The following is a 21,745-nucleotide window of genomic DNA, read 5'->3' as shown; positions in this document are numbered from 1 at the left end:
CATCGGCCCCGACACGGCAAGGGCGAGACAGCGGCACAGCCGCCCTCGCCGACGTCAACTCTACCCTAACGTTAGAGTAGGGATCGGCGGACGAAGACCCGGTCCGCCACGGCGGAGGGAGGACCGGCATGCCCGGCGCGGACGGCAAGCACATGCAGATCGGCGAGGTGGCCGCACGTACGGAGTTGTCCCTGCGCACCATCCGGCACTACGAGGAGGCCGGACTGGTCACCCCCTCCGCCCGCTCCCAGGGCGGTTTCCGCCTCTACACCGACGCCGACGTGCAGCGGCTCATGGTGATCCGCCGCATGAAGCCGCTCGGCTTCTCCCTCGAGCAGATGCGCGACCTGCTGGACGCCACCGACCGTCTCGACGCCGGCACGGAACTCGGCGCCGAGGAGCGGGGGATGCTGCTGGAGCGCATCCGTGGTTACGAACGGGCCGCCGACGAACAGGTCGCCAGGCTCCGCGTCCAGCTCGCCCGTGCCGAGGACTTCGCCGCCACGCTCCGCACCCGCCTGGAGCGGAACGCTCCCCCGGCCCGCACCTGAGCCGGGCGCCGGAACCGCACAGGGGTCCGGCCGGGAGGCGGACGTGGCGGCGGGAACGGTCACGTGCGGCGCGGCGGCGAGCGGGCGGCTCCGGCTCACTTCCCGTGCGGGTCGGTGCGGTTGAGTGTCTCGACGACCTGGTCGTAGTCGCCGCGGGCCTCGCCGTAGCGCAGGAACTTCACGCGCTCGACCTGGATCTCCTTCGCGTCGGGCCGCGTCTCGAGCAGACCGACCACCTCCGCGACGAACTCGTCGAGCGGCATGGCGTGTTCGTTGTCCTCGTGCCCGGGCATCAGCGCGGTGCGGACGGCCGGCGGTTCGAGTTCCACGACCTTCACCGAGGTGCCGGCGAACTGCAGCCGGATGGACTCGCTGAGCATGTGGATCGCCGCCTTCGACGCGTTGTAGCTCGGCGTGGCCTTGAGCGGCGCGAAGGCCAGGCCCGAGGAGACGGTCATGATCGTGGCGTCCGGCCGCGCCTGCAGGTGCTCGACGAACGCGGCGATGAGACGGATCGGACCGAGGACGTTCGTCGTCACCGTGGACTCCGCGGAGGCGAGGAAGGACGCGGGATCGCGCCAGTCCTCGGCGCGCATCACACCGGCCATGGTGACGAGGACGTTGAGATCCGGGTGACGGTCCAGCACCTGCTTCGCGGCGGAGGTGATGCTCGCGGGGTCCGCGGTGTCGATCTGCACGGTGCCGATGCCGGGGTGTTCGGCCGCGATCCGTTCCAGCAGCTCGGCGCGCCGGCCGCCGACGACGACGGTGTTCCCCCTGGCCTTCAGCGCGAGGGCGAGGGCGAGACCGATGCCGCTGGTGGAGCCGGGGATGAAGACGGTGTTTCCGGAGATGTCCATGCCCCGATCGTCGCCGGTCCGCGGCCGCGGGGGCAGAGACCGGTCGTCGGGGGATCCGCGATCCCTGGCTCGCCCACCGGTGCCGGACGATAATCGGCCCCATGGACCGTGCAGCTCTGGCCGACTTCCTGCGCCGCCGCCGCGAGGCGCTGCGGCCGGAGGACCTCGGCCTCCCCGCGGGCGCACGCCGACGGACCCTGGGTCTGCGGCGTGAGGAGGTCGCGTCCCTGGCCGTGATGTCGACCGACTACTACACACGGCTGGAGCAGCGGCGCGGGCCGCAGCCCAGCGAGCACATGCTGGCCTCGCTCGCCCGGGCGCTGCGGCTGACCAGCGACGAGCGCACCTACCTGTACCGGATAGCCGGGCACAACGCACCGGTGTCGCTGTCGGCCTCGCCGCATGTAGCCCCCGCGCTGCTGCGGGTGCTGGACCGGCTCGACGACACCCCGGCGCTCGTGCTGACCGACCTCGGCGAGACGCTGGTGCAGAACAGGATGGCCGCCGCCCTGCTCGGGGACGCCTCGAAGCACACGGGTCTCGCCCGCAGCGCGATCTACCGCTGGTTCACCGATCCCGCGGAACGGTCGGTCTACCCTGAGGCCGACCACGACCGGCAGAGCCGCGCCCAGGTCGCGAACCTGCGCGCCGCCCACGGGCTGCGGGGCCCGCGTTCGCGGGCCGGTGAACTCGTGCGCGCCCTCCAGCGGGCGAACGAGGAGTTCGCCGAACTGTGGGACCGGCATGAGGTGGCACAGCGGTTCGAGGACCACAAGACGCTCGTCCACCCGGAACTCGGCGCGATCGAGCTGGACTGCCAGGCGCTGTTCACCGAGGACCAGTCCCAGACCCTGCTCGTGCTCACGGCTCCGCCGCGCACCGAGGGCCACGAGAAGCTGCAGCTGCTCGCCGTGCTCGGCCTGGACCGCTTCACCGAGGCCGAGCGCTAGGAACCGGCGCCGGTTACGCCGCCGACGTACCCGGCGCCGAGTGGACCCGCGGCGCCGACCGGCCCGGGAGGCAGGGGCGGCGCGGCCCGTACGCGCCGACGGGTCCGCCGACGGCCGTGAGGGCCGGCCCGAAGGGAACGACCCGTGCCGGTACCGGCGCTCGGACGCGGACGGGAACCCCACCCGGGGCCCGGCCGGCCGCCCCGTGCCGCAGTGGACCCGCCCCGGCACGGTCACCACCGCTGACACGCCGTCGGCGTCGGCGGAAGCCCACCGCCGGGGTGATCCGGGACCGGACCCCGGGCGCCGCCGGGACGCCGGTGATCACGCCCCACGCATGGCGCGGGGCGCCGGACGGTGGGACTCTGGAAGTAGTGCTGTGCGCCGCTCCACGCTCTCGCGAGGAGGGATGGTCATGGCCAAGCGTCTGGTCGTCTGCTGTGACGGCACATGGAATTTCGCGGACCAGCCGAGCAAGACCAACGTCGCCAAGGTCGCCCTGTCCGTGCGCCCCCGGTCCGCCGCCGGGAAGGAACAGCGCGTCTACTACCACAGCGGGGTCGGCACCCACCGGTGGGACCGTCTGCGCGGCGGCGCGTTCGGTGTGGGGCTGTCCCGGAACATCGTGGACGCCTACCGGTTCCTCGTCGAGACGTACGAGCCCGACGACGAGTTGTTCCTCTTCGGTTTCAGCCGCGGTGCGTTCACCGCGCGCAGCCTGGCGGGGCTGGTGCACAACAGCGGCATCCTGCGCCGGGACCACGCCGACCGGATCCCGGAGGCCTGGGCTCTGTACCGTGACCGCATCGAGCAACCGAACGGCGCGGCCGCCACGTTGTTCCGCCGCTCGTACGCGTGCGAGGCGGAGATCGGGTTCGTCGGGGTGTGGGACACGGTCGGCGCCCTGGGCATCCCGGTTCCGGACAGTCCGGGGCTGCAGCCGGCGGTGAACCGGTTCAACCGCCACTGGGCTTTCCACGACACCGAGTTGAGCGACTGGGTCAAGGCGGCCTTCCACGCGCTGGCCGTCGACGAGCAGCGCTCGGCGTTCCGGCCGGCCCTGTGGCACCAGCGTCCCGACCGCGCCGCGCGGGGGCAGGAGTTGAAGCAGGTGTGGTTCGCCGGGGTGCACAGTGACGTCGGCGGCGGCTACGAGGAGACGGGCCTGTCCGACATCGCGCTGCTGTGGATGGTCGACCATGCCCGCAGGCACGGGCTGGAGTTCGACGCCGACGCGCTCAGTGCGGAGGGGCCCCGGGTGATGAAGCCCGAGGAATGCGTCGACTTCCGGGTGCGGCCGGACGGTTCGGGCGTTCTCCACGCCTCCCGGACGGGCATGTACCGACTGGCCAGGCCGCTGCACCGGCCGCTCGGGAAGGCGGTGGACGACCACGGCGAGCCCGACGGCAACGAGTTCCTGGCGGTGCCCGCCAAGGAGCGTTACGACCGGGACACGAACTACCGGCCGTCGGAGCTGGAGGGTTACCTGAGCAGGCAGGAGCGGGTCCGGCTGGAGCCCGTCCTGCTGCCGGACCTCGCCGCGAGCCTGCCGCCCATGCCTGCCGCCGCGTCCGGTCAGGGAGCGGCGGCCGACGCGCGGCACGGACTCCACCGTGCCCCGTGACACCGGCCGGCTGCCGCGATATCCCTTTGCACGGTGCTTCCGGGCCTGGTTGGCTCACGCCCATGACCTGGCTTCCGCATGACTTCGTCCACCCCCTCCACGTCGGCATACCCGACGGCGGGGGCCACCGGCTGCGCCCGATCAGCGGTGCGGACGCGCCGCTCGACTACCCGACGGTGATGGGTTCGCGGGAACGGCTGTGGTCGATCTTCGGTCCCGCGTGGGGCTGGCCGTCGACCACGATGTCGTACGAGGCGAACCTCGCCGACCTGGAGCGGCACGCCGCGGAGATCGAGGCGCACGAATCGTTCAACTACACGATCGAGAACGCGGACCGCACCGCCCTGCGCGGCTGCGTCTACATCGACCCGCCCGAGAAGCGGGGGGCGGACGCCGAGATCTCCTGGTGGGTGGTGGACGACGAGGTGGGCGGTGCGCTGGAGCGTGCGCTGGAGGCGTTCGTGCCACGCTGGATCGCCGAGGACTGGCCCTTCGAGCGGCCTCGTTTCATCGGCCGGGACGTGACCTGGGAGGAGTGGCTCCGGCTGCCGGAGCATCCCTGAGCACGGCCGTCCGGCGAGTGCCGCGGCATCGCCACCGACCGTGGACCGGGGCCCGCCCCGGTGTCCCGCGTCCCCCATGGTGCCGAACCCGGCCGGTTCGGGTGTGCTCCGCCGGTGCCGGTGGGCAGACATGCCTCCACCGGCGAACGAGCAAAGGGGTCGAGGTGACGCGGAACTTCGCGGACGCGGTGGAATCGATGGAGCAGCTCGCCACGGTCTGGCGCGTCATGGTGCTCGACCGGGACCCGGGCGCGGACGTACGGGACCTGCCGGGCCTCGCGGTGCGCTGGGCGGAGAGCCGGTTCGGTTTCTGGAACTGCGTCACGCTCACCGAGGCGGGGGCGGACGCGGACCTCATGGAGAAGCGGCTGGGTGAGGCGGCGGACCTCATGCGGTCGAAGCGGCGGGCCGGCTTCTTGTGGGTCTTCGAGGACCTCCTCGACGCCGAGGCGCGTGCGCGCATGGCGGAAGCGGCCGGGCGGGCCGGTCTGGTGCACGCCTTCTCGGGCGTCGGCATGGCCGGTGACCTGCTGCCGGTCCCCGAGCCGGCGCACCCGGACCTGACCTTCGTGCGGGTCGGCACGGACGAGCACCTGCGGGCCTACGCCGACCTGAACTCACGCGCCTACGGCATGCCGCTGGAGGCCGGCCGCGACGGCCTGGCGGGCTCCGGGCTGTGGAGGTCGGGGGTGCACGCCTACCTGGGTCTGCGGAACGGCGTTCCGGTGACGTGCGCCGGGACGGTGGAGGCCGACGGCCACCTCTTCGTCGTACTGGTGGCCACGGACCCGCGATGGGAGCGCAGGGGGTACGGGGAGGCGGTGACCCGCAAGGCCCTGTACGAGGGTGCCCGGGCCACCGGGCTGACCCGCGCCACGCTGCACGCGACCGCCGCCGGCGCACCGATGTATCCGCGGATCGGTTTCGAGCCGAACAGCCCGCTGCACTTCTTCGCGCTGGAGGGCTGACGCACGGCGGACTCCGCGCCGGGCGGGCCACCGCTCCGACGGCCCGGACGCGGGGGCGGACTACCCGCCGTGTGCGGACCTCCGGTGTCCCTGCTCCCGCGGCGGCTGCCGCACGGCCGGCGCCCCATCCCCTGCGCCCGCACCGTCGGTGCCCTTCCGCAGGGTCTCGCGCACCTCGTGCAGGCGCCGCACCTGCCGGCCGCCCTGCCAGGTCAGCAGCGGCAGGGTGATCGCGCCGAGCAGACCGCAGACCAGTGCCTGCCGGACATCGCCCAGGAGGAGCGGCGCGGTGACGAGCAGCGCGTACATCAGGTAGAGGCCCACCAGGGCCGGGCGCCGGTGCCGGGTGCGGTGCAGCCGTTGTTCCACCAGGTTCAGCATGGCCTCCCGGTCGGCGGGCGACGAGGGGATCTCCCCGTGGCGCAGCCGGCGGTCCAGGGTGACCAGGCGGTCGCCCGAGCCGCCGGCCGCGCGTTTCTCCCTCGCCCGCAGCACCAGCAGGACGGCCACCGCGCCCACCGACGTCACCGCGGCCCGCACCAGGACCACGAGGGCCGGCTCCCCCGGCGACATCAGCATGATCACCGCCCAGCCCAGGAGGACGACGAGCAGCACCTGGGCCCACACGTGGCGGCCGAAGAAGGTGGTGAACCGTTCCACCGCCGCCCCCTACCGTCCGGACCGGAGGCCGCCGCGTCGGACGCCCACCGTCCGGGCGGTCAGCGCGACCGCCAGCAGCACACAGGCGGCCGCGCTGTACGCCCAGCCCGCCGTGCCGCGCGCCACACCGACGACGCTCCACACCGTCCACAGGGCGAGGACCACGCACAGTGCCGTCGAGGCGATGTCGGCGACCCGGGCGCGCAACCGGGCGCGCTGGCGCGTACCCGGTTCGAGATCGCCGAGTTCCCGTCCGTCGTGGTCGTGATGTGCTCCCATGGCCGGCCTCCTTGCGCACGTTGCCTTGTTCGTCCCTGGGGGCCTATCGGCTACCCCCGGTCGAAAGCGTCAAGCACCGTGCGAAGCGGGCGAGTTGCCGGGATCAGGGCAGGGTCCGCCTCTGGTCGGGGCCGGTGTGGCAGGTCCACAGGTGGACCGGCGCACCGTCGTCCCACGTGCCGCCCGAGGCGTCCGGGCACTTGCCCGGCACCCTCGGCGTGCCGTCACCGGCCACGACAGCGGTCGGCAGTGCCTTGCCCGGGGAGCCGCGCACGGTCACCGTCCCGGTCGTCATCGCGACGCATCGCTTTCATGCAAGCGCCCTCACAAAGAATGCGGCCCCGCGGTCCGGGGCCGAAGGCATAGGCTCGGTGCGCGCGGCCGGCCGAGGGCGCGTCGGGCCCGGACCCGGGGGTTGGACGAACGGAGCCGTTTCACTGTGACGCATGCGCACGAGGAAGAGGTCCTGGCCCGGATCGCCAAGGGGCTCGTCTACACCGAGTCGGAAGCGGCCTTCCAGGCTCCCCGGCGCCGCACCGGGGAGATCTTCGAGTACAACCACACCCCACCGGGTGAGGCGGAGAAGCGCCGGTCGCTGCTCGTCGCGATCCTCGGGTCGGTCGGTGAACGCACGGTACTGCTGCCGCCGTTCCACGCCGGGTTCGGCAGCAACGTCCACATCGGCGACGACTTCTTCGGGAACGTGAACCTCACCTTCGTCGACGATGTCGACATCCGCATAGGTGACGGCGTGATGATCGCTCCGAGCGTGACACTGACCACGACGGGACACCCGGTGCATCCCGCACGACGTACCGACTTCGGGCGGTTCTCGGAGCCGATCGTGATCGAGGACAAGGTGTGGATCGGCAGCAACGCGGTGGTCCTGCCCGGCGTCCGCATCGGATACGGGTCGGTCATCGGCGCCGGCAGCGTCGTCAGCCGCAGCATTCCCCCGATGACCGTCGCGCTCGGCGCCCCCTGCCGCGTGGTCCGCGCCATCACCGAGGAGGACCTCGCCACGCGTACCGCCGAGCACTAGACGGCGAGGGCGCCGAAGTCGGTGCGCCCGTCCTCATGCGCCCGTCCGGGGCGGAAGGCGGCCTCGCCGTACCGGCCCGCGCCCGCGCGGAGCGGCGGTCACCTCGCGGTCCGCGTGACGGCGGGGGTGTCGCCCTCGACGCTTCCCCTCGCCCGGCCGGCGAAGGACTTCGGCAACGGGCCGCCGGACGGTTCCACGGTCCGGCGCCCCCCGCGGAACTCAGGCTTCGGGGACGCGCAGGGCCAGGAGGGCGACGTCGTCGTCGTTGTCGGCGGGGCGGCCGCGGCGGAGCAGTTGGTCGGTGAACGAGGTGAGGGGGCGGTGGGCGAGGGCGAGGGCGTGTTGGCGCAGCCGGTCCAGGCCCGTGTCGAGGGGCTGGCGGGGCGTTTCGATGAGGCCGTCCGTGTACAGCACCAGGGTGGATCCGGGCGGGAGCAGCGCCGTGGCGTCGGGGCGCCGGAGGCCTGTCTGGGTGCCCAGGAGGATGCCGTGGCCATCGGTGAGGTAGCTCGCCGTGCCGTCCCGGCCGATCAGCAGCGGCGGAGGGTGGCCCGCGTTGGTCCAGGACAGCTGCCAGTGCCCCTCGTGGGCCGCTTCGATCCGGCCGAAGATCATGGTGGCCATGGTGACGTCGGTGATGTGCTGGATCGCCTCGTCGAGCCGTTCGACGATGCGGCTGGGGGGTTCGTGCTGGGACCAGGCGTAGGCGCGGAGCATGTTGCGGACCTGTGCCATGCCGGCCGCCGCCTCCAGGTCGTGGCCGACGACGTCGCCGATGGCCAGGGCGGTGGACGCGTCGGACAGGGGGAAGGCGTCGTACCAGTCGCCGCCGACGTGTGAGGCGTCGGGCGCGGGCAGGTAGCGGACGGTCATCTCCAGGCCCGAGACGCCCGGCATCTGGGGCAGCAGGTGGTTCTGCATGGTCTCGGCCACCTTGCGCTGACGCTGGTAGAGGCGGGCGTTGTCCAGGGCGAGGCCGGCCCGACGCGTGATGTCCTCGATCAGCGGAAGGTCCGCGGGGGCGAAGGCCGCCGAGGTCTCGGTACGGCCCAGGGTCAGCGCGCCCAGGACCGAGCGGGGGCTGCGGATGGGCGCGATGGCCGCGGAGTGCATCCCCGTGGCGTGGAACAGGCGGCCCTGCTCGACCTCGACGCCGGAATTCGGTGTCCCCTGGTAGGTCTGCGGACCGGCCAGGGCGGAGGCGACGCCGCGCAGGGCCCTGGCCAGGGGCAGCGGGGACTCCTTGGGAATCGGCGGCATCGGTCCCTGCAGGTCCTCGTACGGCACCAGCGTGTCCCCCTCGGCGTGGACCACGACGGTACGCCACACATCGTCACGTTCGGTGATCAGGTCGACGACCGCCCAGTCCGCCAGGCGGGGCACGACCAGGGCCACCAGCCGCCGCAGCGCCTCGTCGACGTCGAGGGTGGAGGTCAGCTGCGCGGTGGTCTCGGCCAGCAGGGCCAGCCGTTGCAGTTCCGACAGGGACTGAACCGTGGGCTGCGGTCGCGGGTCGGTGTCCCGCGGGCGCTCGGGGGTGTGGAAGACGATGAGCGTGGCGGCCCGACGGTCGCCGATGTCGTACGGGGTGATCAGCCAGGAGATCGGCAGCACCGAACCGTCGGCGCGTGCGAAGTAGTCCTCATCGACCTGGATCGTGCGTCCGGCGTGGAACGCCTTCCGCATCGCGCACTGGGTCCTCGGCAGCTGCTGCCCCTGCGGACCGCGGTGCAGCAGGTCGTGCGCGTCGTGACCGAGGAGCTCCGCGGCGGGACGGCCCAGCAGTTCCTCGGCGCGGGCGTTCACGGCGATGATGTGGCCCTGCTCGTCGACGACATAGGCGCCCGCGCCGATGGCTTCCAGTGCGGCGGAAGCGGTCGGCACGGACAGCCCGTGGACCTCCGTGCGCTCCGACCCTGTCATCGTGACCTCCTTGCCGGCCGGACCGACGCCCCGCCCGTCGTCCGTGTGCCCAGCCGCCTGTGCCTTCTCCCGTTTTTCCCGTATGCCCATGCGTGTGAAGATCCCACGTGGTCCGACGTCCTCGATGAAGTTCACTCCGGTGAAACCCGGCAGGAGCGTCGCACGGACCTCCCACCACGTTTCACGCCGGCCGCCATCACGCTCGACGCGCCTGACGCCCGGGATCTCGCGCGGTTCCACCGGGGTCCGCCCGGGTGGCGCGTGCGGAGGGAGGAGCGGGACCGGGTCGGGACCGGGCCGTCCGACGGCACCGCCGGGCCGTCGTTCCGGACGGAGCCGCTCCTCTCACGTCCCCGGTGGCCCTCCGCCCGGACCGAGCGGCGGACGATGACGCATCCGGACACCGGGGTGGACGTCCTGTCGTCGGCCGTCGAGCACGCCCTCGCCTCGGGGGCGGCCCCGGCCGGCTTCCGGCCTCAGGCCGATGTGCGTGTCCTGTGCGACCCGGCGGGGCACCCGTTCCGCCTCTTCGTGCGTGTCGCCCGCCCGGCCGGTCAGGACGGCTGACCGGCCGGGCGGGCGACACGCACCCGGGAAATCGACGGGCGTCCGGTGCACCGCGGGGGTGGCGTCCCGGGGACATGGTCCGGGGCCGCTCACGGAAGGACGGGGACCGAGCCTGACGGGCGAGGACGGGGTCGGGCCGTTCGCCGACGGGACCCGGGGGCGGGTCCTCGCCGCCGTGGCGCCGGGCGCGGCGGACACCGCCGAGGTCGTCGGGCGGACCGGACTGCCGGCCGGGGACCCGGCCCGGACCGGCCGGCGTACACGGGTGACGCCGTCGCCGCCCGTCGACGTCCGCCCCTCCGCCCGGTCCCGGGAGGGAGCGCGGCGCGGCCGTCTGCGGCGCGGTCCGGACGTCCGAGGACCTCCGACGGCGGGCAGGTCGAGGAACTCCTCCTGAACGGCCTTCCGGTGACGGTTCGTTCAGCCGCGCCTCCGCACTTCCCGTGTGATGCGGGCGTACGGATGCCGCACCCGGGGGAAAGGGACACAGGTGGACTCATGAGGGAGGGCGGCCGCTGTCGTCGCCGTCGGCCTCGTGCGGGGCCGGCCGGCGGTACGGACTGCACGCCGGCCGGCGAGAACAGCTGACGGGCCGATGAGCTCTCCCGGTCACCAGCTGGGGGGCATGTCGGAGCCGAATCCGCCGCCGGCCGGGCGCTTCTCGAAGTGCAGATGGGGGCCGGTGGCGTTCCCGGTGGAGCCGACTTCTCCGACTTTCTGGCCGGCCTTGACCGAGCCCCCTCTCACGGTCTGCTCGGAGAGGTGGCAGTAGTAGAAGTCGAACCCGCCGACGCGCAGTACGAGGAAGTCGCCGAAACTGCGGTCGTGTCCGCTGCGGACGACGGAACCGTCGCGCACCGCGACACACGGCTCTCCCCGCGGAGCGGCGTAGTCCGCGCCGGTGTGACGGCCCAGGCTCCAGTGCGGCCCCTTCTTCCCGTAGGGGGTCGTGATGCCGTGACCCGGTACGGGAGACGCGACGCGGGCACCACCGGGTACGGAGGCCGCCGTCGGGACGCGGAGCCGTTCCCAGCTCGTCCTGCCCGGGATGCCGTTGGCATCGGCTCCCTCGAACCCGATCTTGCGCTGCCAGGCGGCGTACGACTGCTGGTCGGCATCGGTCCACTCGGGACCCGGGCCCGTCCGGTACTTCCCGCACCCTTCCGCCACCAGGCGTTTGCCCATCGAGGCGATCACGGGGCTGCGTTGTCCCCTGTGGAAGAATCTCACTCCTGGGAATGGCGCCGTCGCAGGCATGGCCCTCGCTCCTCTCCGTGGGGCTCGGCAGGGCGCCGGATGACGGTGCGGGGTCGTCCGTCGAACACGCGGGATGTCACCGTACCGGCGCCGGAAGTGGTCGATCGGCGTGGAGGCCGGTAAGGAGTGACCTGCCGGTCGGCGCAGCGGCACCCCCTCCGGGGAGCCACGGTTCCGTCCCGGACCGTGCGCCGCCGGCTGTCGCAGTCGCTCTCCTTCCACCATGCGCCCTACGGGAGTGGCACGCAAACCCGGGAACCACGCGGCTCCGCCGGTTTTCTGACGGCCCGTCCGGCGATTCCGGTCCCGGGACCCTCCGGCACGACGTTCGCACCGCCTCAGACGTTGGGGACGGCCAGCCTGTCCCAGCTGAACCGGCCGGGAATGCCGTCGGCGGAGCCGCCCTCGAGACCCAGTTTCTGCTGCCAGGCGCTGTAGGACCTCACGTCGCCCGGTCCCCACACGTCGGTGCCGGTGCCGGACGTGTAGCGGTCGCAGTCCTCGGCGACGAGCCGGCCGTGCATTTCCGCGATGACGGGCGACGTGCGTCCCGCGCGGAAGAACGCCACCCCGGGGAACGGCTCGAACCGGGGCTCGTCAGCGGGCGGTCCGGGCGGCCGTGACACGAACGCCGGCCAGGAACCGGGGTCGACATGGTCGTTCTCCGGGACATGGGCATGGGCGTACCACCCGCCCTGCGACCTCCACTTGTCGGCCGGACAGGTACGGCGGGTCAGGGAAGTCGGAGGGCCCATGGGCCAGACGTCCGGTACGTCCCAGGAGCCGATCCACGCGTGGAGATCGTCCCAGCCCCTGCACGGGGTGTCGACCAGCCTTGCGAACACCTTGCCGTTGACACGGCAGTGGGGGAAGAACAGGGCCTCGATCTGGAGGACGACCTTGCCGGCCCGGTTGGTGCGCGTACCACCGGCCGTGTCGGACAGGGCCTTGCTGCGGGAGGTGGCGGGGAAGAACTGGGCGAACGCTCCGGTGAAGGGGTCCCAGAGGATGTGCGGAGCCCGGTCCTTGCCGCCGCCGGTGAAGAAGCCTTCGAGGTTGCCGAAAGGGACCAGGTCCAGGGGAGCACCGGCAGTGGCCTCCCTGTCCGCCGTGATGTGCGCGATCGCCCTCGCCGGGAACCCGGGGTCGCACGGCGCATGGTCCCCGACGTCCGCCTTGACGGCTTGCGGCATCCATGGACGGGGCATGGCGAGATCCTTCCCTCTTCGTCTCACACCTGCCGGTGGGGGTGACAGGGGTGAAGGGGGCGAGTGGGGCGCCGGGGCGGACAGGAGGCCTCACGGCAGGCCCTCCCCCACTTCCCACGATGCGTCTGCCGGGGGGCCCGCGGCAAACGGGCAGGACGATCGGTGGCGGCGTCCGGGGTCCGTGTGTTCCCGTTGCGGGATGCGCCGGTCGGGTGAAGCGCGGGTCCGTCATGGCCGCGGCCGCCGGGCAGCCGGTGCGGCGCACCCGGAGCCGCTCCGTCCGGAAGGGGGCCGAAGCGGCCCCCGCCTCACTCGGACGGGCGGAAAGCACGACGTCCGGACGACGCGACAGGCGCCCCGTCAGGTCGCATAGGACAGTAAGACCATGAACCGTCACCGACGCCCGCCCCGGCGTGCCCCGTGGATCGCAGGCGGCGCCGCTGTGCTCGTCCTCGGTGGCATCGGCGTGTGGGCGTTGGTCGCGCAGGACGGCGGAACGCCCGGTCCCACGCCCTCGGCCTCCAACGACCTGTCCCTTCCGACGCTGAACCCGTTGCCGTCCTGGACGTTCACGACGGAGCCGTCGAGCACGGCCCGGCGGACGCCGGCGCCCACGCTGTCGCCCGGGCCGACGTCCCGGCCCCGTCAGCCGACCCCGCCGAACCTGCGGCCGACGGCCCGGCCGACGCCTCCGGCGCAGAGACCGACCGGCGAGCCGCCACCGCCGGCACGGCGGACGACAGCCGAGCCGGTCCCGCCGGAACGGGGACCCACGACCCGGCCGGCGCCCCACCGGACCTCGACCGGCGCGTCGGCCCTGCGCACCCCGAAGGCGGGACCGGCAACGCCGGCACCACCGGCGCGGCCCGCGACACCCCGCCTCTCACCGGGCGCCCCGACGCCCGCCCCCTCGCCACGGTCCGCGACCCCCACCTCCTCGCCACGGTCCGCGCCCCCTGCACCCTTGCCACGGTCCGCCACGCCCAGACCCTCACCACGGTCCGCGACACCCAGACCCTCACCACGGTCCGCCACGCCCAGACCCTCACCACGGTCCGCCACGCCCAGACCCTCACCACGGTCCGCCACGCCCCGCCCTCCGTCGAAGCCCGCCACACCCGTCCCACCGCCGAAGTCCGCAGCGCCGGAGCCCTCGGCATCATCCGCCCGCCCGGCGCCGACACGGACACCGACGACGCGGCCGGCGCCCTCGAAGCACGTACCGACGCCGTCCGCCAAGACACCCGGGCCGACGCCGACGGCCGGTGGCGACGAGCGGAGGGCCACCACGTGGTACACCTCCCCGACCGCGACGGCCGCCGCCCACCGCATGGCGAACGCCGACGCGCTCGGTGACCCCGCCTGCTCGATGGCGGCCGTGGGTCAGCCCGACCCCGGCCTGGTTCCGTGGAACAGCCGTATCGGCATCGGGCACCACGGCACGTACTGGTGCCTGATCTGGTGAGGCGGCCGCCGACGGCCCACCGCGCGTGGTCCGTGCCGGCACCGGGATCCGGCAGGACCGACGGCAGGTCACCGCGTAGGCTGCCCTCGGCACGGACACGGCTGGGCGGGGGAGCACATGACGGCTGGAACGGCCCCGAGGTGGGCTTCGACTCTCGACGCGGTGGTGGTGTACGCGCAGGGCGCGCTCTGCCGCCGCCTGGCCCGGGGCACGGTGCCGGCGGGCGGACGCGTGCGGGTGGCGGGACTGCCCCGCTCGCTGGACCCGGGCTCGTTGCGGGCCCGCGTCGTCGGCGGGTCCGGGGTACGCGTCACCGAGGCCCGGGTGGAAGTGGAGGCCGAACTCGTCGACACGGACCCGTTCGACGCGTTGCGGCGCGAAGAGGAGCGGCTGCGCGACGACTGTGCGGCGGCTCGGGGCCGGCGGGACCGGCAACTGGGTCTGATCGAGGAGGTCGCTGCGCTCCGTCCGGTGCCGCCGGCCCGCAGGCGGGACGACCCGCACCGCCGTACCCCGGTCGACGCGTGGCTCGAGCTCTCCGAGTTCGTCGACGAGCGTCTGACCGGGCTGCACGGCAGGCTCCGCGAGCTGGAGGAGGAGCTGCGGCGGGTCGAGCACGAGCTCACGGTCGCCGTGGACAGGCTCTCCCGCGCCTCCACCGATGTCCCCTCCGCACCGGTGGCCGACTCGATGTGCGCGGTCCTGACGCTGGACGGCGCGGACGACGCGGAGGTGGAGCTGGAGGTGGAGTACGGGGTGCCCGGCGCCGTCTGGGTGCCCGCCTACCGGCTCACTCATCGTGCGGGCGAGAGCGACGGATCCCTGGTGCTGCGGGCCTCGGTCGCCCAGCGCACGGGTGAGGACTGGACCGGTGTCCGCATCGCCCTGGCCACCGCCGACCTGCGCCGCCGCACCGACCTGCCCCGGCTCCGCTCGGTCCGCATCGGACGCAGCCAGCCCGCTCCCGCGCCTTCGGGCTGGCGTGAGCCGCCGGCAGGGCTGACCGATCTTTTCGCCGGTTACGACGCGGCGGGCCCCCGGCCCGACAGGAGGGGTGCGCCCGTGGCCGGGACCGGTTCCGCGTCCGGTCCCGTTCCGCCTCCCGTCCCGCTGCCGGAGAGCGTCTCCCCTCCGGCCTTCGGCGGCGCCATGGCGCCGGCCCCGGCCCGGCCGGGCGGCAGGCCGCGTACCGCCGCGAGGCTCGCCGCGCCCGCCGCCGCCCCGGCCGCTCCTGCGGCCCCGGCTGCTCCCCCGGCCCCCAAAGCGGCTCCCCCACCGCCCGCCGCGTCCGGGGCCGCCGGCGCGTACGCGCCGCCGCTGCCCGTGGCCGGTCCGCCGCAGCCGGACGGCGCCGAGCTCGACTACCCCGCGCTCGTCCTGTGCGGCCCGGACGAACAGGGCGGCCGGCGGGGCAGGCTGTTCCCCGGCTCCGGCTTCGACCCGGTGACCGCCGAGTACCGCCGCCGTGCCGAGACGGTGGGTGCGCTGCCCCTTCCCGGACACGCGGTGCGGCCCCGCGAGTCGGCGGGTTCCTTCGACCACCGGTTCGATGCCGCCGCCCCCGCCGACATCCCCTCGGACGGCACCTGGCACACCGTCACCGTCGGCGGGGTCCCGGTCGGCCTGCGCACCGAGTACCTCTGTGTTCCGTCCGTGGAGCAGACCGTGTACACGACGCTGGTGCTCTCCAACGCCACCGACCAGGCCCTGCTGGCCGGTCCGGTGGAGGTCACCGTGAACGAGGACTTCCTGCTGACCGCCGCCCTGCCCGCACTCGCCCCGGGCGGTGTGTGCCGGGTGGGGCTCGGACCGGCCGAGGCCATCGGAGTCACCCGCCGGGTGAGTCTGCACGAGTCGACCGCGGGGCTGCGCAACAACGTCACCGTGCTCGACCACCGCGTCCACGTCGAACTGGCCAACCGGCTTCCGGTGCCCGTCTCCGTGGAGGTGCGCGAGCGCGTGCCCGTTACCTCCGACCCGGACGTCCGGATCGAGGAACGGGCCGACTGGACGGCGCCCGAGGGCGACGCCGGCCCGGAGCACCATGCGCCGGGCACACGCCTGTGGCGGATCGAGCTGCCCGCCGGCGGCACCGCCGCCCTCGACGGCGGCTACGCGATCCGGATCCCGGCCGGCAAGGCCCTTACCGGCGGCAACCGCAGGAGCTGACACAGCATGTCTACGTCATCGGAGCCCATCCCCCTCCCCGTCACCGCCGTCACCTGCACGGAGGACCGCGCTCACGTCGAGCGTGCGATCGTGCTCGATCTGCGGGGCGGCACGCAGCGACTGCGTCTGGGACCGGTCAGCGCGCTGGCCGTCGACCGCACCCTCCACGCCGAGCTGACCGCCGACCACCCGGCGACCGTGCTCGACGCGCGGATCGTCCGCAGCTGGACGCCGCGCGGGCCGCGGCCCACCGACGACGACTCCGCGCTGCGCCGGCGTGCGGCAGCCCTGGAGGAGAAGCGGACGGCCCTGGAGCAGCGGCGTGACCGGCTGCGCGTCCGCCTCGATCTGCTCGGCCGCCTCGCCACCGATCTGTTGCGGGAGATCGGCGAGGGCGCCGGCTCCGGGGAAGCGGAACGGGAGCGCTGGGCCCGGGAACTGGACCGGGTGGACGGCGAACGCGACTCCCACGGCGAGCGGCTGCGCGCGGCGGAGGCCGCGTTGGCCGCCGTGACCACCGAACTCTCCCAGACCCAGCGGGCCGTGCAGCGCTCCGAGACGGAACCCGCCGAGCTGGTCGGCCACATCGAGCTGACCGTGCACGCCCGGGCCGCCGGGCGGGCCGGGCTGCGGCTGAGCCATCTCACGCCGTGCGCGGTGTGGCGGCCCGCCTACCGGGCCGTGCTCGACGGGGACTCCCTCACGCTGGACACGGACGCGATCGTCTGGCAGCGCACCGGCGAGGACTGGTCGAACGTACGGCTGACCCTGTCGACGGCCCGCTCCGCGCGGGCCACGGAACCGCCCCGGCTCGGTGAGGACCGGCTGACGCTCGAGGACCGCTCCACCGCGGAGCGCCGCACCGTCCACGTCGACCTGCGCGAGGAGGAGATCACGGACCTCGGCCCCGCCCCCGTGCCGGGACTGCCGGGCGTGGACGACGGCGGGGAGGTGCGCGTGCTCCACTCCCCCGCACCGGTCTCCGTGCCCGCGGACGGCCGCGCCCACCGCGTGCCGCTCTCCTCCTTCACCTCGCCGGCGAGGAGCGAGTACGCCTGCTCGCCCGAACTGTCGCCCCTGGTCGGCCAGGTGGTGCGGTGCGACAACCTGTCCGGCCACGCCCTGCTCGCCGGGCCCGTCGACCTCGTCCGCGGCAGTGGATTCAGCGGACGCGGCACCCTGGACTTCACCGCTCCCGGCGCCCCCGTCGAGCTCGCCTTCGGCAGCCGGGACGACCACCGGGTGCTGCGGCACACCGAGGAGACCCGCGAGAGCGCCGGGATCACCCAGCGGACCGTCCTCACCCGGACCGTCCGGCTGCACCTCTCCAGGTTCTCCGCCCCCGGCGAGCACCACGACAGGACGGTCGTCGTGCGGGAGCGCGTCCCGGTCTCCGAGGTCTCGGCGGTGGAGGTCCGCCTGCGCCGGGACGGCTGCTCCCCCGTGCCCGACGCGATCGACGCGGACGGCATCGTCCGCTGGAACGTCCCGCTGGCCCCGGGCGGCCGGCGCACCGTCACCCTCGTCTACGAGGTCTCGGCGAGCGGCAAGGTCACCGGCCTGTGACCACGGCGAAGGCACCGCCGACGGGTCCGCGGCCCCCTTCCCTCCGGTAGGGGCCGCTTCTTCCCGGTGGCCCCTCGGCTGCCCGGGCGCGACGCGGGGCCCGTTCTCACCCGTGTGCCTCCGCTGCGCTGGTCGCCCGGGCGGACCGGTGATGCGGTGGGAGGACAAGGCCGGAAAGCGCCCGGGGCAGGTCGGCGTCGGGGCGCTCGTCCCATCCTCAGGAGGCACTCGTGACCACCCCTCGCCCGATCGTCCGCTCGTCCCGTGTCCTGGCCGCCGTACTGGCCACCGGGACACTGCTCACCACGGCGGCCTGTTCCAGCGCGGACGACAGTGCGGCGGCCGGGTCGAAGACCGCCACCGCGGCCGTCGAGCGGGCCCTCGCGGCGCAGACCGAGTCGCCCATGTCCCCGAGTTCATCACCCGGTTCGTCGCCCGCCTCGTCGCCGGCCTCGTCGCCCGCCACGGAACTCAGCGAGACCGGCGCGCGGAACGCGCTGATCACCGAGGCGGACCTCGAGGGCGACTGGACGCAGGCCGAGAACCCGCAGGACTGGCGGGACTCCCTGCTCGTCGGACAGGTCGATGTGGCCGCGTTCCTCGAGGGGAAGAGCGACGCCTCGGAGTGCCTGCGGCTGGTCGACTCGCTGTACGAGGAGACCCTGCTGGGCCGCCCGTCCGGGGCGTCGGCGCTCAATGGGTTCCAGGAGGGTGACTCCCGGCTGCTCTACCAGGTCGCCGCCTACCGGAAGGCCGACCTCGACGAGTCGATGAAGTGGCTGGGGTCGCTTCCCGACACCTGCGACCAGTTCACTCTGACCGGCGGTGACGTCGGTGACCGCACCGTCCAGGTCACCGAGATGTCCCTGCCCGAGGAAGGTGACGCGAGGCAGGGACTGACCGTGACGGTGAAGGGCACGAGCGGGAACGAGCCCGTGACCGTCACCCTGGACGTGGCCGCCGTCCGGATCGGCGTGAACGCGATCACGGTCACCAACGGCGGAACCGACGGGGCCGACCACGCCACCACCTCCGCGGCCGTCGCGCAGGGCACGCAGCGACTGCGGGAGGTCCTCGCCGGCCGTACACCGCAGCCCACTCCCAGCGGAGTCGAGTGACCGCGGGACCTCACGGGACCTAAGGGAGGACCGGGCACGCGGAGACGACCGCGGGACGGCTCGTCCACCCGCCCGGACCGTCCGGCGGTGCCGGCCGGCCGTCACGGCACGCCGCCCGGCGGGCCCCGCCCCCGACCGTCCTCGTCCCCGCCACCGGGCTGGGGGCCGCCGGCCCGTCCGCGGCATCCGCAGGCGGCGGGAGTCCCGTCTCCGGTGAGCACGCCGGGACGGCCGTCGTGCCGGTGCACGGCGCCCGGGCGGACGACCCGGGCGGGGCCGGAGGCCGACCCGGACGACGTCGCCGGCCTGATCCCGCGGTCCTCGGCGCCGCGGCGGTCCTTCGCTACTCGGGGGTAGGAACACGGCTCCTCTTGCTATACAGTTCGTCAGCAAGACGGGATCGTTACCCGTGGTAATAGCGCCCGGACTCGATTCGAGGAGCCCTCAGCATGGCCATCCACCCCTCCCCCTCGGAGGCCGCCGGGAACCGGCCCTCCGGCGACGGCGCAGCCCGGCGCCTGCTGGACTCGTCCGCGCAGCTCTCCTACGACCCGCTCACCGAGGTCGACTGGGACACGCCGCTCGACACGGACTTCCACGGCACCAGCCCGGAGTGGAGCACGCTCTACGGGACGGCGTACTGGGACGAGTTGACCGACGCCCAGCGCAAGGCGCTGACGCGTCAGGAGGCGGCGTCCGTCGCCAGCACCGGCATCTGGTTCGAGATGATCCTGCAGCAGATGGTGCTGCGGGACATCTACGCCAAGGACCCGACGGACGACACCGTCCAGTGGGCGCTCACCGAGATCGCCGACGAGTGCCGGCACTCGATCATGTTCGCCCGCGGGGCGAAGAAGCTTCAGGCTCCGGCCTACCGACCGCACCGGGTCGCGCTCGAACTCGGCCGGCTCTTCAAGACCGTCGCCTTCGGCGAGGCCGCGTACGCGGCGATCCTGGTCGCCGAGGAGGTCCTCGACGTCATGCAGCGCGACTGGATGCGCGACGAGCGGGTGGTGCCCTTCGTCCGCACCATCAACAACATCCATGTCGTCGAGGAGTCCCGGCACATGAAGTTCGCCCGCGACGAGACGCGCAAGCACCTCGCGCGTGCCGGACGGCTGCGCCGCCGGGTCCACGCCCTGCTGATAGCCGTCGCGGCCTACGTCATCGTCACCAGCATGGTGAACCGGAAGGTCTACGCGAACGCCGGCCTGGACGAGGCGCGCGCCCTGCGCGAGGCGAAGGCCAACGAGCACCACAAGTCGATGATGCGGGCCAGTTGTTCGGGCCTGATGGAGTTCCTGGCCTCGGTGGGGCTGCTCACCGGGCCCGCGCTCTTCTTCTACAAGCGCGCCCACCTCATCTGACGACCCGCGCCCCTGCACCTGCCCCGGCCCTCAGCGGAGTGGACGACCATGGCCTTCGCGATCACCCAGACCTGCTGCAACGACGCCACCTGTGTGTCCGTCTGCCCGGTCAACTGCATTCACCCCACACCCGAGGAACGGGCCTTCGGCAGTACGGAGATGCTGCACATCGACCCGAAGAGCTGCATCGACTGCGGTGCCTGCGCCGACGCCTGCCCGGTGGACGCCGTCCTCCCGCTCGACCGGCTGACCGGCGGACAGCGGGAGTACGCGCGGATCAACGCGGCCTACTTCGAGCAGGACGGGACGGAGCCCTCCGAGGAGGAGGGGACGCCGGCGCGGTCGGGCCCGAACCTCCACGCCTGGGGCGCGCCCTCCTTCGACCGGGTGCTGCCCTCGGACTTCGGGCCGCTGCGGGTCGCGATCGTCGGCACCGGCCCGGCCGGCATGTACGCCGCCAAGGACCTGCTGCTGCACACCCGGGCCGAGGTGACGCTCGTCGACCGGCTCCCGGTCGCCGGCGGGCTCGTCCGGTACGGCGTGGCACCGGACCACCCGGCCACCAAGAAGGTGGGCGAGAGCTTCGCCCGCTTCCTCACCCATCCGCGCGCGCGGACCTATCTGGGCCTCGACGTGGGCACCCACGTCACCGCGGAGGAACTCGCCGCCCACCACGACGCGGTGATCTACGCGGTGGGCGCCGCCACGGACCGGCGGCTGGGGATTCCGGGCGAGGACCGGCCGGGCAGCCTCTCCGCGACCACCTTCGTCGCCTGGTACAACGCACATCCGGAGGTCGCCGCGGACGCCGTCGAGCTGTCGTCCGAGCGGGTCGTCGTGGTCGGCAACGGCAACGTCGCCCTCGACGTCGCACGGATCCTGGTCTCCGCTCCGGAAACGCTGGCGGGCACCGGGATCGCCGGCCACGCGCTGGCGGAACTGCGCCGCAGCAAGGTGCGCGAGGTCGTGCTGCTCGGGCGTCGCGGCCCCGAGCACGCGGCGTGCACCGGAACCGAGTTGCTCGCCCTGAAGCACCTTCCCGGAGTGGACCTGCTCATCGACGACCACGATCCGCGCATCGGCGCGGCGATCGATGAGGCCGGTCCTCGGGACAAGGCGGCGGTGCTGCGGGGTGTGGCACGGGAGGCCGTCGACTGGTCCCTGTCGCCGGGGGCGGCGGGAGGGCGGCGGCGTATCGTGTTCCGCTTCCTCTCCTCCCCGGTGGCGGTGTGCGGGGGCGAGGACACGCGTGCCGTGCGGGTCACCGGCGGCACCGACGAGCCGGAGATCCCGGCCGGCCTGGTGCTGAGGGCGGTCGGCTACCGCGGGGTGGCCCAGGCGGGGCTGCCGTTCGACGAGGCCACCGGGACCGTGCCGCACGAGCGCGGCCGGGTGACCGGCAGGCCCGGGACGTACGTCGCCGGCTGGATCAAACGCGGGCCCTCGGGAGGCATCGGCGCCAACCGCGCCTGCGCGGCCGAGACCGTCGGCTCCCTGCTGGCCGACGCGGTGGCGGGCACGCTGCCCGCACCGGCCGGCGGACCGAAGGCGTTCCGCCGCCTGGTACGCCGTCGGCTCCGCTGACTCCCGCTCGGCGCGGTCACTCCA

21 protein-coding genes are annotated in these 21,745 nt (G+C 73.6%); 14 read left to right on the top strand and 7 right to left on the bottom strand.

Annotated features, from left to right (window positions below; genetic code table 11):
- Positions 1-128 precede the first annotated feature (128 nt).
- Positions 129-551, top strand: coding sequence for a MerR family transcriptional regulator (locus ACFY3N_RS18925; RefSeq protein WP_390817833.1), 423 nt, complete (start codon positions 129-131; stop codon positions 549-551).
- A gap of 95 nt (positions 552-646) precedes the next feature.
- On the opposite strand, the gene ACFY3N_RS18920 is transcribed toward ACFY3N_RS18925, so the two are convergent.
- On the bottom strand, positions 647-1,411 hold the full coding sequence (locus tag ACFY3N_RS18920) for an SDR family oxidoreductase (protein WP_390817832.1): 765 nt from the start codon (positions 1,409-1,411) through the stop codon (positions 647-649).
- A 101-nt stretch (positions 1,412-1,512) separates the two neighbouring features.
- On the opposite strand from ACFY3N_RS18920, the gene ACFY3N_RS18915 reads away from it, so the two are divergent.
- The 4 genes from ACFY3N_RS18915 (at position 1,513) to ACFY3N_RS18900 (ending at position 5,516) form a co-directional block, all read left to right on the top strand.
- Complete coding sequence (locus ACFY3N_RS18915) at positions 1,513-2,361, top strand: helix-turn-helix transcriptional regulator (RefSeq protein WP_390817831.1); 849 nt, start codon at positions 1,513-1,515, stop codon at positions 2,359-2,361.
- 415 nt (positions 2,362-2,776) lie between these two features.
- The gene (locus tag ACFY3N_RS18910) at positions 2,777-3,985 is read left to right on the top strand and encodes a DUF2235 domain-containing protein (RefSeq protein ID WP_390817830.1); all 1,209 of its coding nucleotides are present in this window, start codon (positions 2,777-2,779) and stop codon (positions 3,983-3,985) included.
- A 62-nt stretch (positions 3,986-4,047) separates the two neighbouring features.
- Entirely contained in the window at positions 4,048-4,548 is a 501-nt protein-coding gene (locus ACFY3N_RS18905) for a GNAT family N-acetyltransferase (protein ID WP_390817829.1), read from the top strand.
- A 197-nt stretch (positions 4,549-4,745) separates the two neighbouring features.
- Entirely contained in the window at positions 4,746-5,516 is a 771-nt protein-coding gene (locus tag ACFY3N_RS18900; protein ID WP_390818080.1) for a GNAT family N-acetyltransferase, read from the top strand.
- A 60-nt stretch (positions 5,517-5,576) separates the two neighbouring features.
- Here the strand turns inward: ACFY3N_RS18900 and ACFY3N_RS18895 are convergent, their stop codons facing one another.
- The 3 genes from ACFY3N_RS18895 to ACFY3N_RS18885 all read right to left on the bottom strand — a co-directional run bounded on the left by ACFY3N_RS18895 (position 5,577) and on the right by ACFY3N_RS18885 (position 6,750).
- The gene (locus tag ACFY3N_RS18895) at positions 5,577-6,176 is read right to left on the bottom strand and encodes a hypothetical protein (RefSeq protein ID WP_390817828.1); all 600 of its coding nucleotides are present in this window, start codon (positions 6,174-6,176) and stop codon (positions 5,577-5,579) included.
- Positions 6,177-6,185: 9 nt separating this feature from the next.
- A complete protein-coding gene (locus tag ACFY3N_RS18890; protein ID WP_390817827.1) occupies positions 6,186-6,455 on the bottom strand; it encodes a hypothetical protein in 270 nt (89 codons plus the stop codon).
- 103 nt (positions 6,456-6,558) lie between these two features.
- Positions 6,559-6,750: a hypothetical protein gene (locus ACFY3N_RS18885; protein WP_390818102.1), complete on the bottom strand. Its 192-nt coding sequence runs from the start codon at positions 6,748-6,750 to the stop codon at positions 6,559-6,561.
- Between the two features lie 144 nt (positions 6,751-6,894).
- Between ACFY3N_RS18885 and ACFY3N_RS18880 the strand changes: the two genes are divergently transcribed.
- Positions 6,895-7,497, top strand: a complete 603-nt coding sequence (locus ACFY3N_RS18880; RefSeq protein WP_390817826.1) for a sugar O-acetyltransferase — start codon at positions 6,895-6,897, stop codon at positions 7,495-7,497.
- A 219-nt stretch (positions 7,498-7,716) separates the two neighbouring features.
- On the opposite strand, the gene ACFY3N_RS18875 is transcribed toward ACFY3N_RS18880, so the two are convergent.
- Complete coding sequence (locus tag ACFY3N_RS18875; RefSeq protein ID WP_390817825.1) at positions 7,717-9,420, bottom strand: SpoIIE family protein phosphatase; 1,704 nt, start codon at positions 9,418-9,420, stop codon at positions 7,717-7,719.
- On the opposite strand from ACFY3N_RS18875, the gene ACFY3N_RS18870 reads away from it, so the two are divergent.
- Entirely contained in the window at positions 9,313-9,987 is a 675-nt protein-coding gene (locus ACFY3N_RS18870) for a VOC family protein (protein ID WP_390817824.1), read from the top strand. The two genes, ACFY3N_RS18875 and ACFY3N_RS18870, sit on opposite strands and share 108 nt — an antisense overlap.
- Before the next feature lie 609 nt (positions 9,988-10,596).
- Here ACFY3N_RS18870 and ACFY3N_RS18865 read toward each other — a convergent pair.
- Together ACFY3N_RS18865 and ACFY3N_RS18860 are read right to left on the bottom strand one after the other, a co-directional pair.
- On the bottom strand, positions 10,597-11,244 hold the full coding sequence (locus ACFY3N_RS18865; RefSeq protein WP_390817823.1) for a peptidoglycan-binding protein: 648 nt from the start codon (positions 11,242-11,244) through the stop codon (positions 10,597-10,599).
- A gap of 338 nt (positions 11,245-11,582) precedes the next feature.
- Positions 11,583-12,452: a peptidoglycan-binding protein gene (locus tag ACFY3N_RS18860; RefSeq protein ID WP_390817822.1), complete on the bottom strand. Its 870-nt coding sequence runs from the start codon at positions 12,450-12,452 to the stop codon at positions 11,583-11,585.
- A gap of 468 nt (positions 12,453-12,920) precedes the next feature.
- Here ACFY3N_RS18860 and ACFY3N_RS18855 point away from each other — a divergent pair, with 468 nt between their 5' ends.
- From ACFY3N_RS18855 to ACFY3N_RS18825, 7 genes are all read left to right on the top strand, one after another.
- Entirely contained in the window at positions 12,921-13,808 is an 888-nt protein-coding gene (locus ACFY3N_RS18855; protein WP_390817821.1) for a hypothetical protein, read from the top strand.
- A complete protein-coding gene (locus ACFY3N_RS18850; protein ID WP_390817820.1) occupies positions 13,783-13,917 on the top strand; it encodes a hypothetical protein in 135 nt (44 codons plus the stop codon). The genes ACFY3N_RS18855 and ACFY3N_RS18850 overlap by 26 nt, the downstream gene beginning before the upstream one ends.
- A 117-nt stretch (positions 13,918-14,034) precedes the next feature.
- The gene (locus ACFY3N_RS18845; RefSeq protein ID WP_390817819.1) at positions 14,035-16,086 is read left to right on the top strand and encodes a DUF4139 domain-containing protein; all 2,052 of its coding nucleotides are present in this window, start codon (positions 14,035-14,037) and stop codon (positions 16,084-16,086) included.
- 6 nt (positions 16,087-16,092) lie between these two features.
- On the top strand, positions 16,093-17,652 hold the full coding sequence (locus ACFY3N_RS18840; protein WP_390817818.1) for a DUF4139 domain-containing protein: 1,560 nt from the start codon (positions 16,093-16,095) through the stop codon (positions 17,650-17,652).
- Positions 17,653-17,882: 230 nt separating this feature from the next.
- A complete protein-coding gene (locus tag ACFY3N_RS18835; protein WP_390817817.1) occupies positions 17,883-18,770 on the top strand; it encodes a hypothetical protein in 888 nt (295 codons plus the stop codon).
- A gap of 449 nt (positions 18,771-19,219) precedes the next feature.
- Entirely contained in the window at positions 19,220-20,137 is a 918-nt protein-coding gene (locus ACFY3N_RS18830) for a diiron oxygenase (protein ID WP_390817816.1), read from the top strand.
- 48 nt (positions 20,138-20,185) lie between these two features.
- Positions 20,186-21,721, top strand: coding sequence for an FAD-dependent oxidoreductase (locus ACFY3N_RS18825; protein ID WP_390817815.1), 1,536 nt, complete (start codon positions 20,186-20,188; stop codon positions 21,719-21,721).
- Positions 21,722-21,745 lie beyond the last annotated feature (24 nt).

It is taken from the genome of Streptomyces sp. NPDC000348 (genome assembly GCF_042898795.1).
Classification (GTDB): Bacteria; Actinomycetota; Actinomycetes; order Streptomycetales; family Streptomycetaceae; genus Streptomyces.
The sequence above is the reverse complement of the archived record's forward strand: the minus strand, read 5'-3'. Positions and strand labels throughout refer to the sequence as shown.

Coding starts and splice junctions, on each gene's coding strand:
- ACFY3N_RS18925 (WP_390817833.1), top strand. CDS start 129: ATGCCCGGCGCGGACGGCAAGCACATGCAGATCGGCGAGGTGGCCGCA.
- ACFY3N_RS18920 (WP_390817832.1), bottom strand. CDS start 1,411: ATGGACATCTCCGGAAACACCGTCTTCATCCCCGGCTCCACCAGCGGC.
- ACFY3N_RS18915 (WP_390817831.1), top strand. CDS start 1,513: ATGGACCGTGCAGCTCTGGCCGACTTCCTGCGCCGCCGCCGCGAGGCG.
- ACFY3N_RS18910 (WP_390817830.1), top strand. CDS start 2,777: ATGGCCAAGCGTCTGGTCGTCTGCTGTGACGGCACATGGAATTTCGCG.
- ACFY3N_RS18905 (WP_390817829.1), top strand. CDS start 4,048: ATGACCTGGCTTCCGCATGACTTCGTCCACCCCCTCCACGTCGGCATA.
- ACFY3N_RS18900 (WP_390818080.1), top strand. CDS start 4,746: ATGGAGCAGCTCGCCACGGTCTGGCGCGTCATGGTGCTCGACCGGGAC.
- ACFY3N_RS18890 (WP_390817827.1), bottom strand. CDS start 6,455: ATGGGAGCACATCACGACCACGACGGACGGGAACTCGGCGATCTCGAA.
- ACFY3N_RS18885 (WP_390818102.1), bottom strand. CDS start 6,750: ATGACGACCGGGACGGTGACCGTGCGCGGCTCCCCGGGCAAGGCACTG.
- ACFY3N_RS18875 (WP_390817825.1), bottom strand. CDS start 9,420: ATGACAGGGTCGGAGCGCACGGAGGTCCACGGGCTGTCCGTGCCGACC.
- ACFY3N_RS18865 (WP_390817823.1), bottom strand. CDS start 11,244: ATGCCTGCGACGGCGCCATTCCCAGGAGTGAGATTCTTCCACAGGGGA.
- ACFY3N_RS18860 (WP_390817822.1), bottom strand. CDS start 12,452: ATGCCCCGTCCATGGATGCCGCAAGCCGTCAAGGCGGACGTCGGGGAC.
- ACFY3N_RS18850 (WP_390817820.1), top strand. CDS start 13,783: ATGGCGAACGCCGACGCGCTCGGTGACCCCGCCTGCTCGATGGCGGCC.
- ACFY3N_RS18845 (WP_390817819.1), top strand. CDS start 14,035: ATGACGGCTGGAACGGCCCCGAGGTGGGCTTCGACTCTCGACGCGGTG.
- ACFY3N_RS18840 (WP_390817818.1), top strand. CDS start 16,093: ATGTCTACGTCATCGGAGCCCATCCCCCTCCCCGTCACCGCCGTCACC.
- ACFY3N_RS18830 (WP_390817816.1), top strand. CDS start 19,220: ATGGCCATCCACCCCTCCCCCTCGGAGGCCGCCGGGAACCGGCCCTCC.
- ACFY3N_RS18825 (WP_390817815.1), top strand. CDS start 20,186: ATGGCCTTCGCGATCACCCAGACCTGCTGCAACGACGCCACCTGTGTG.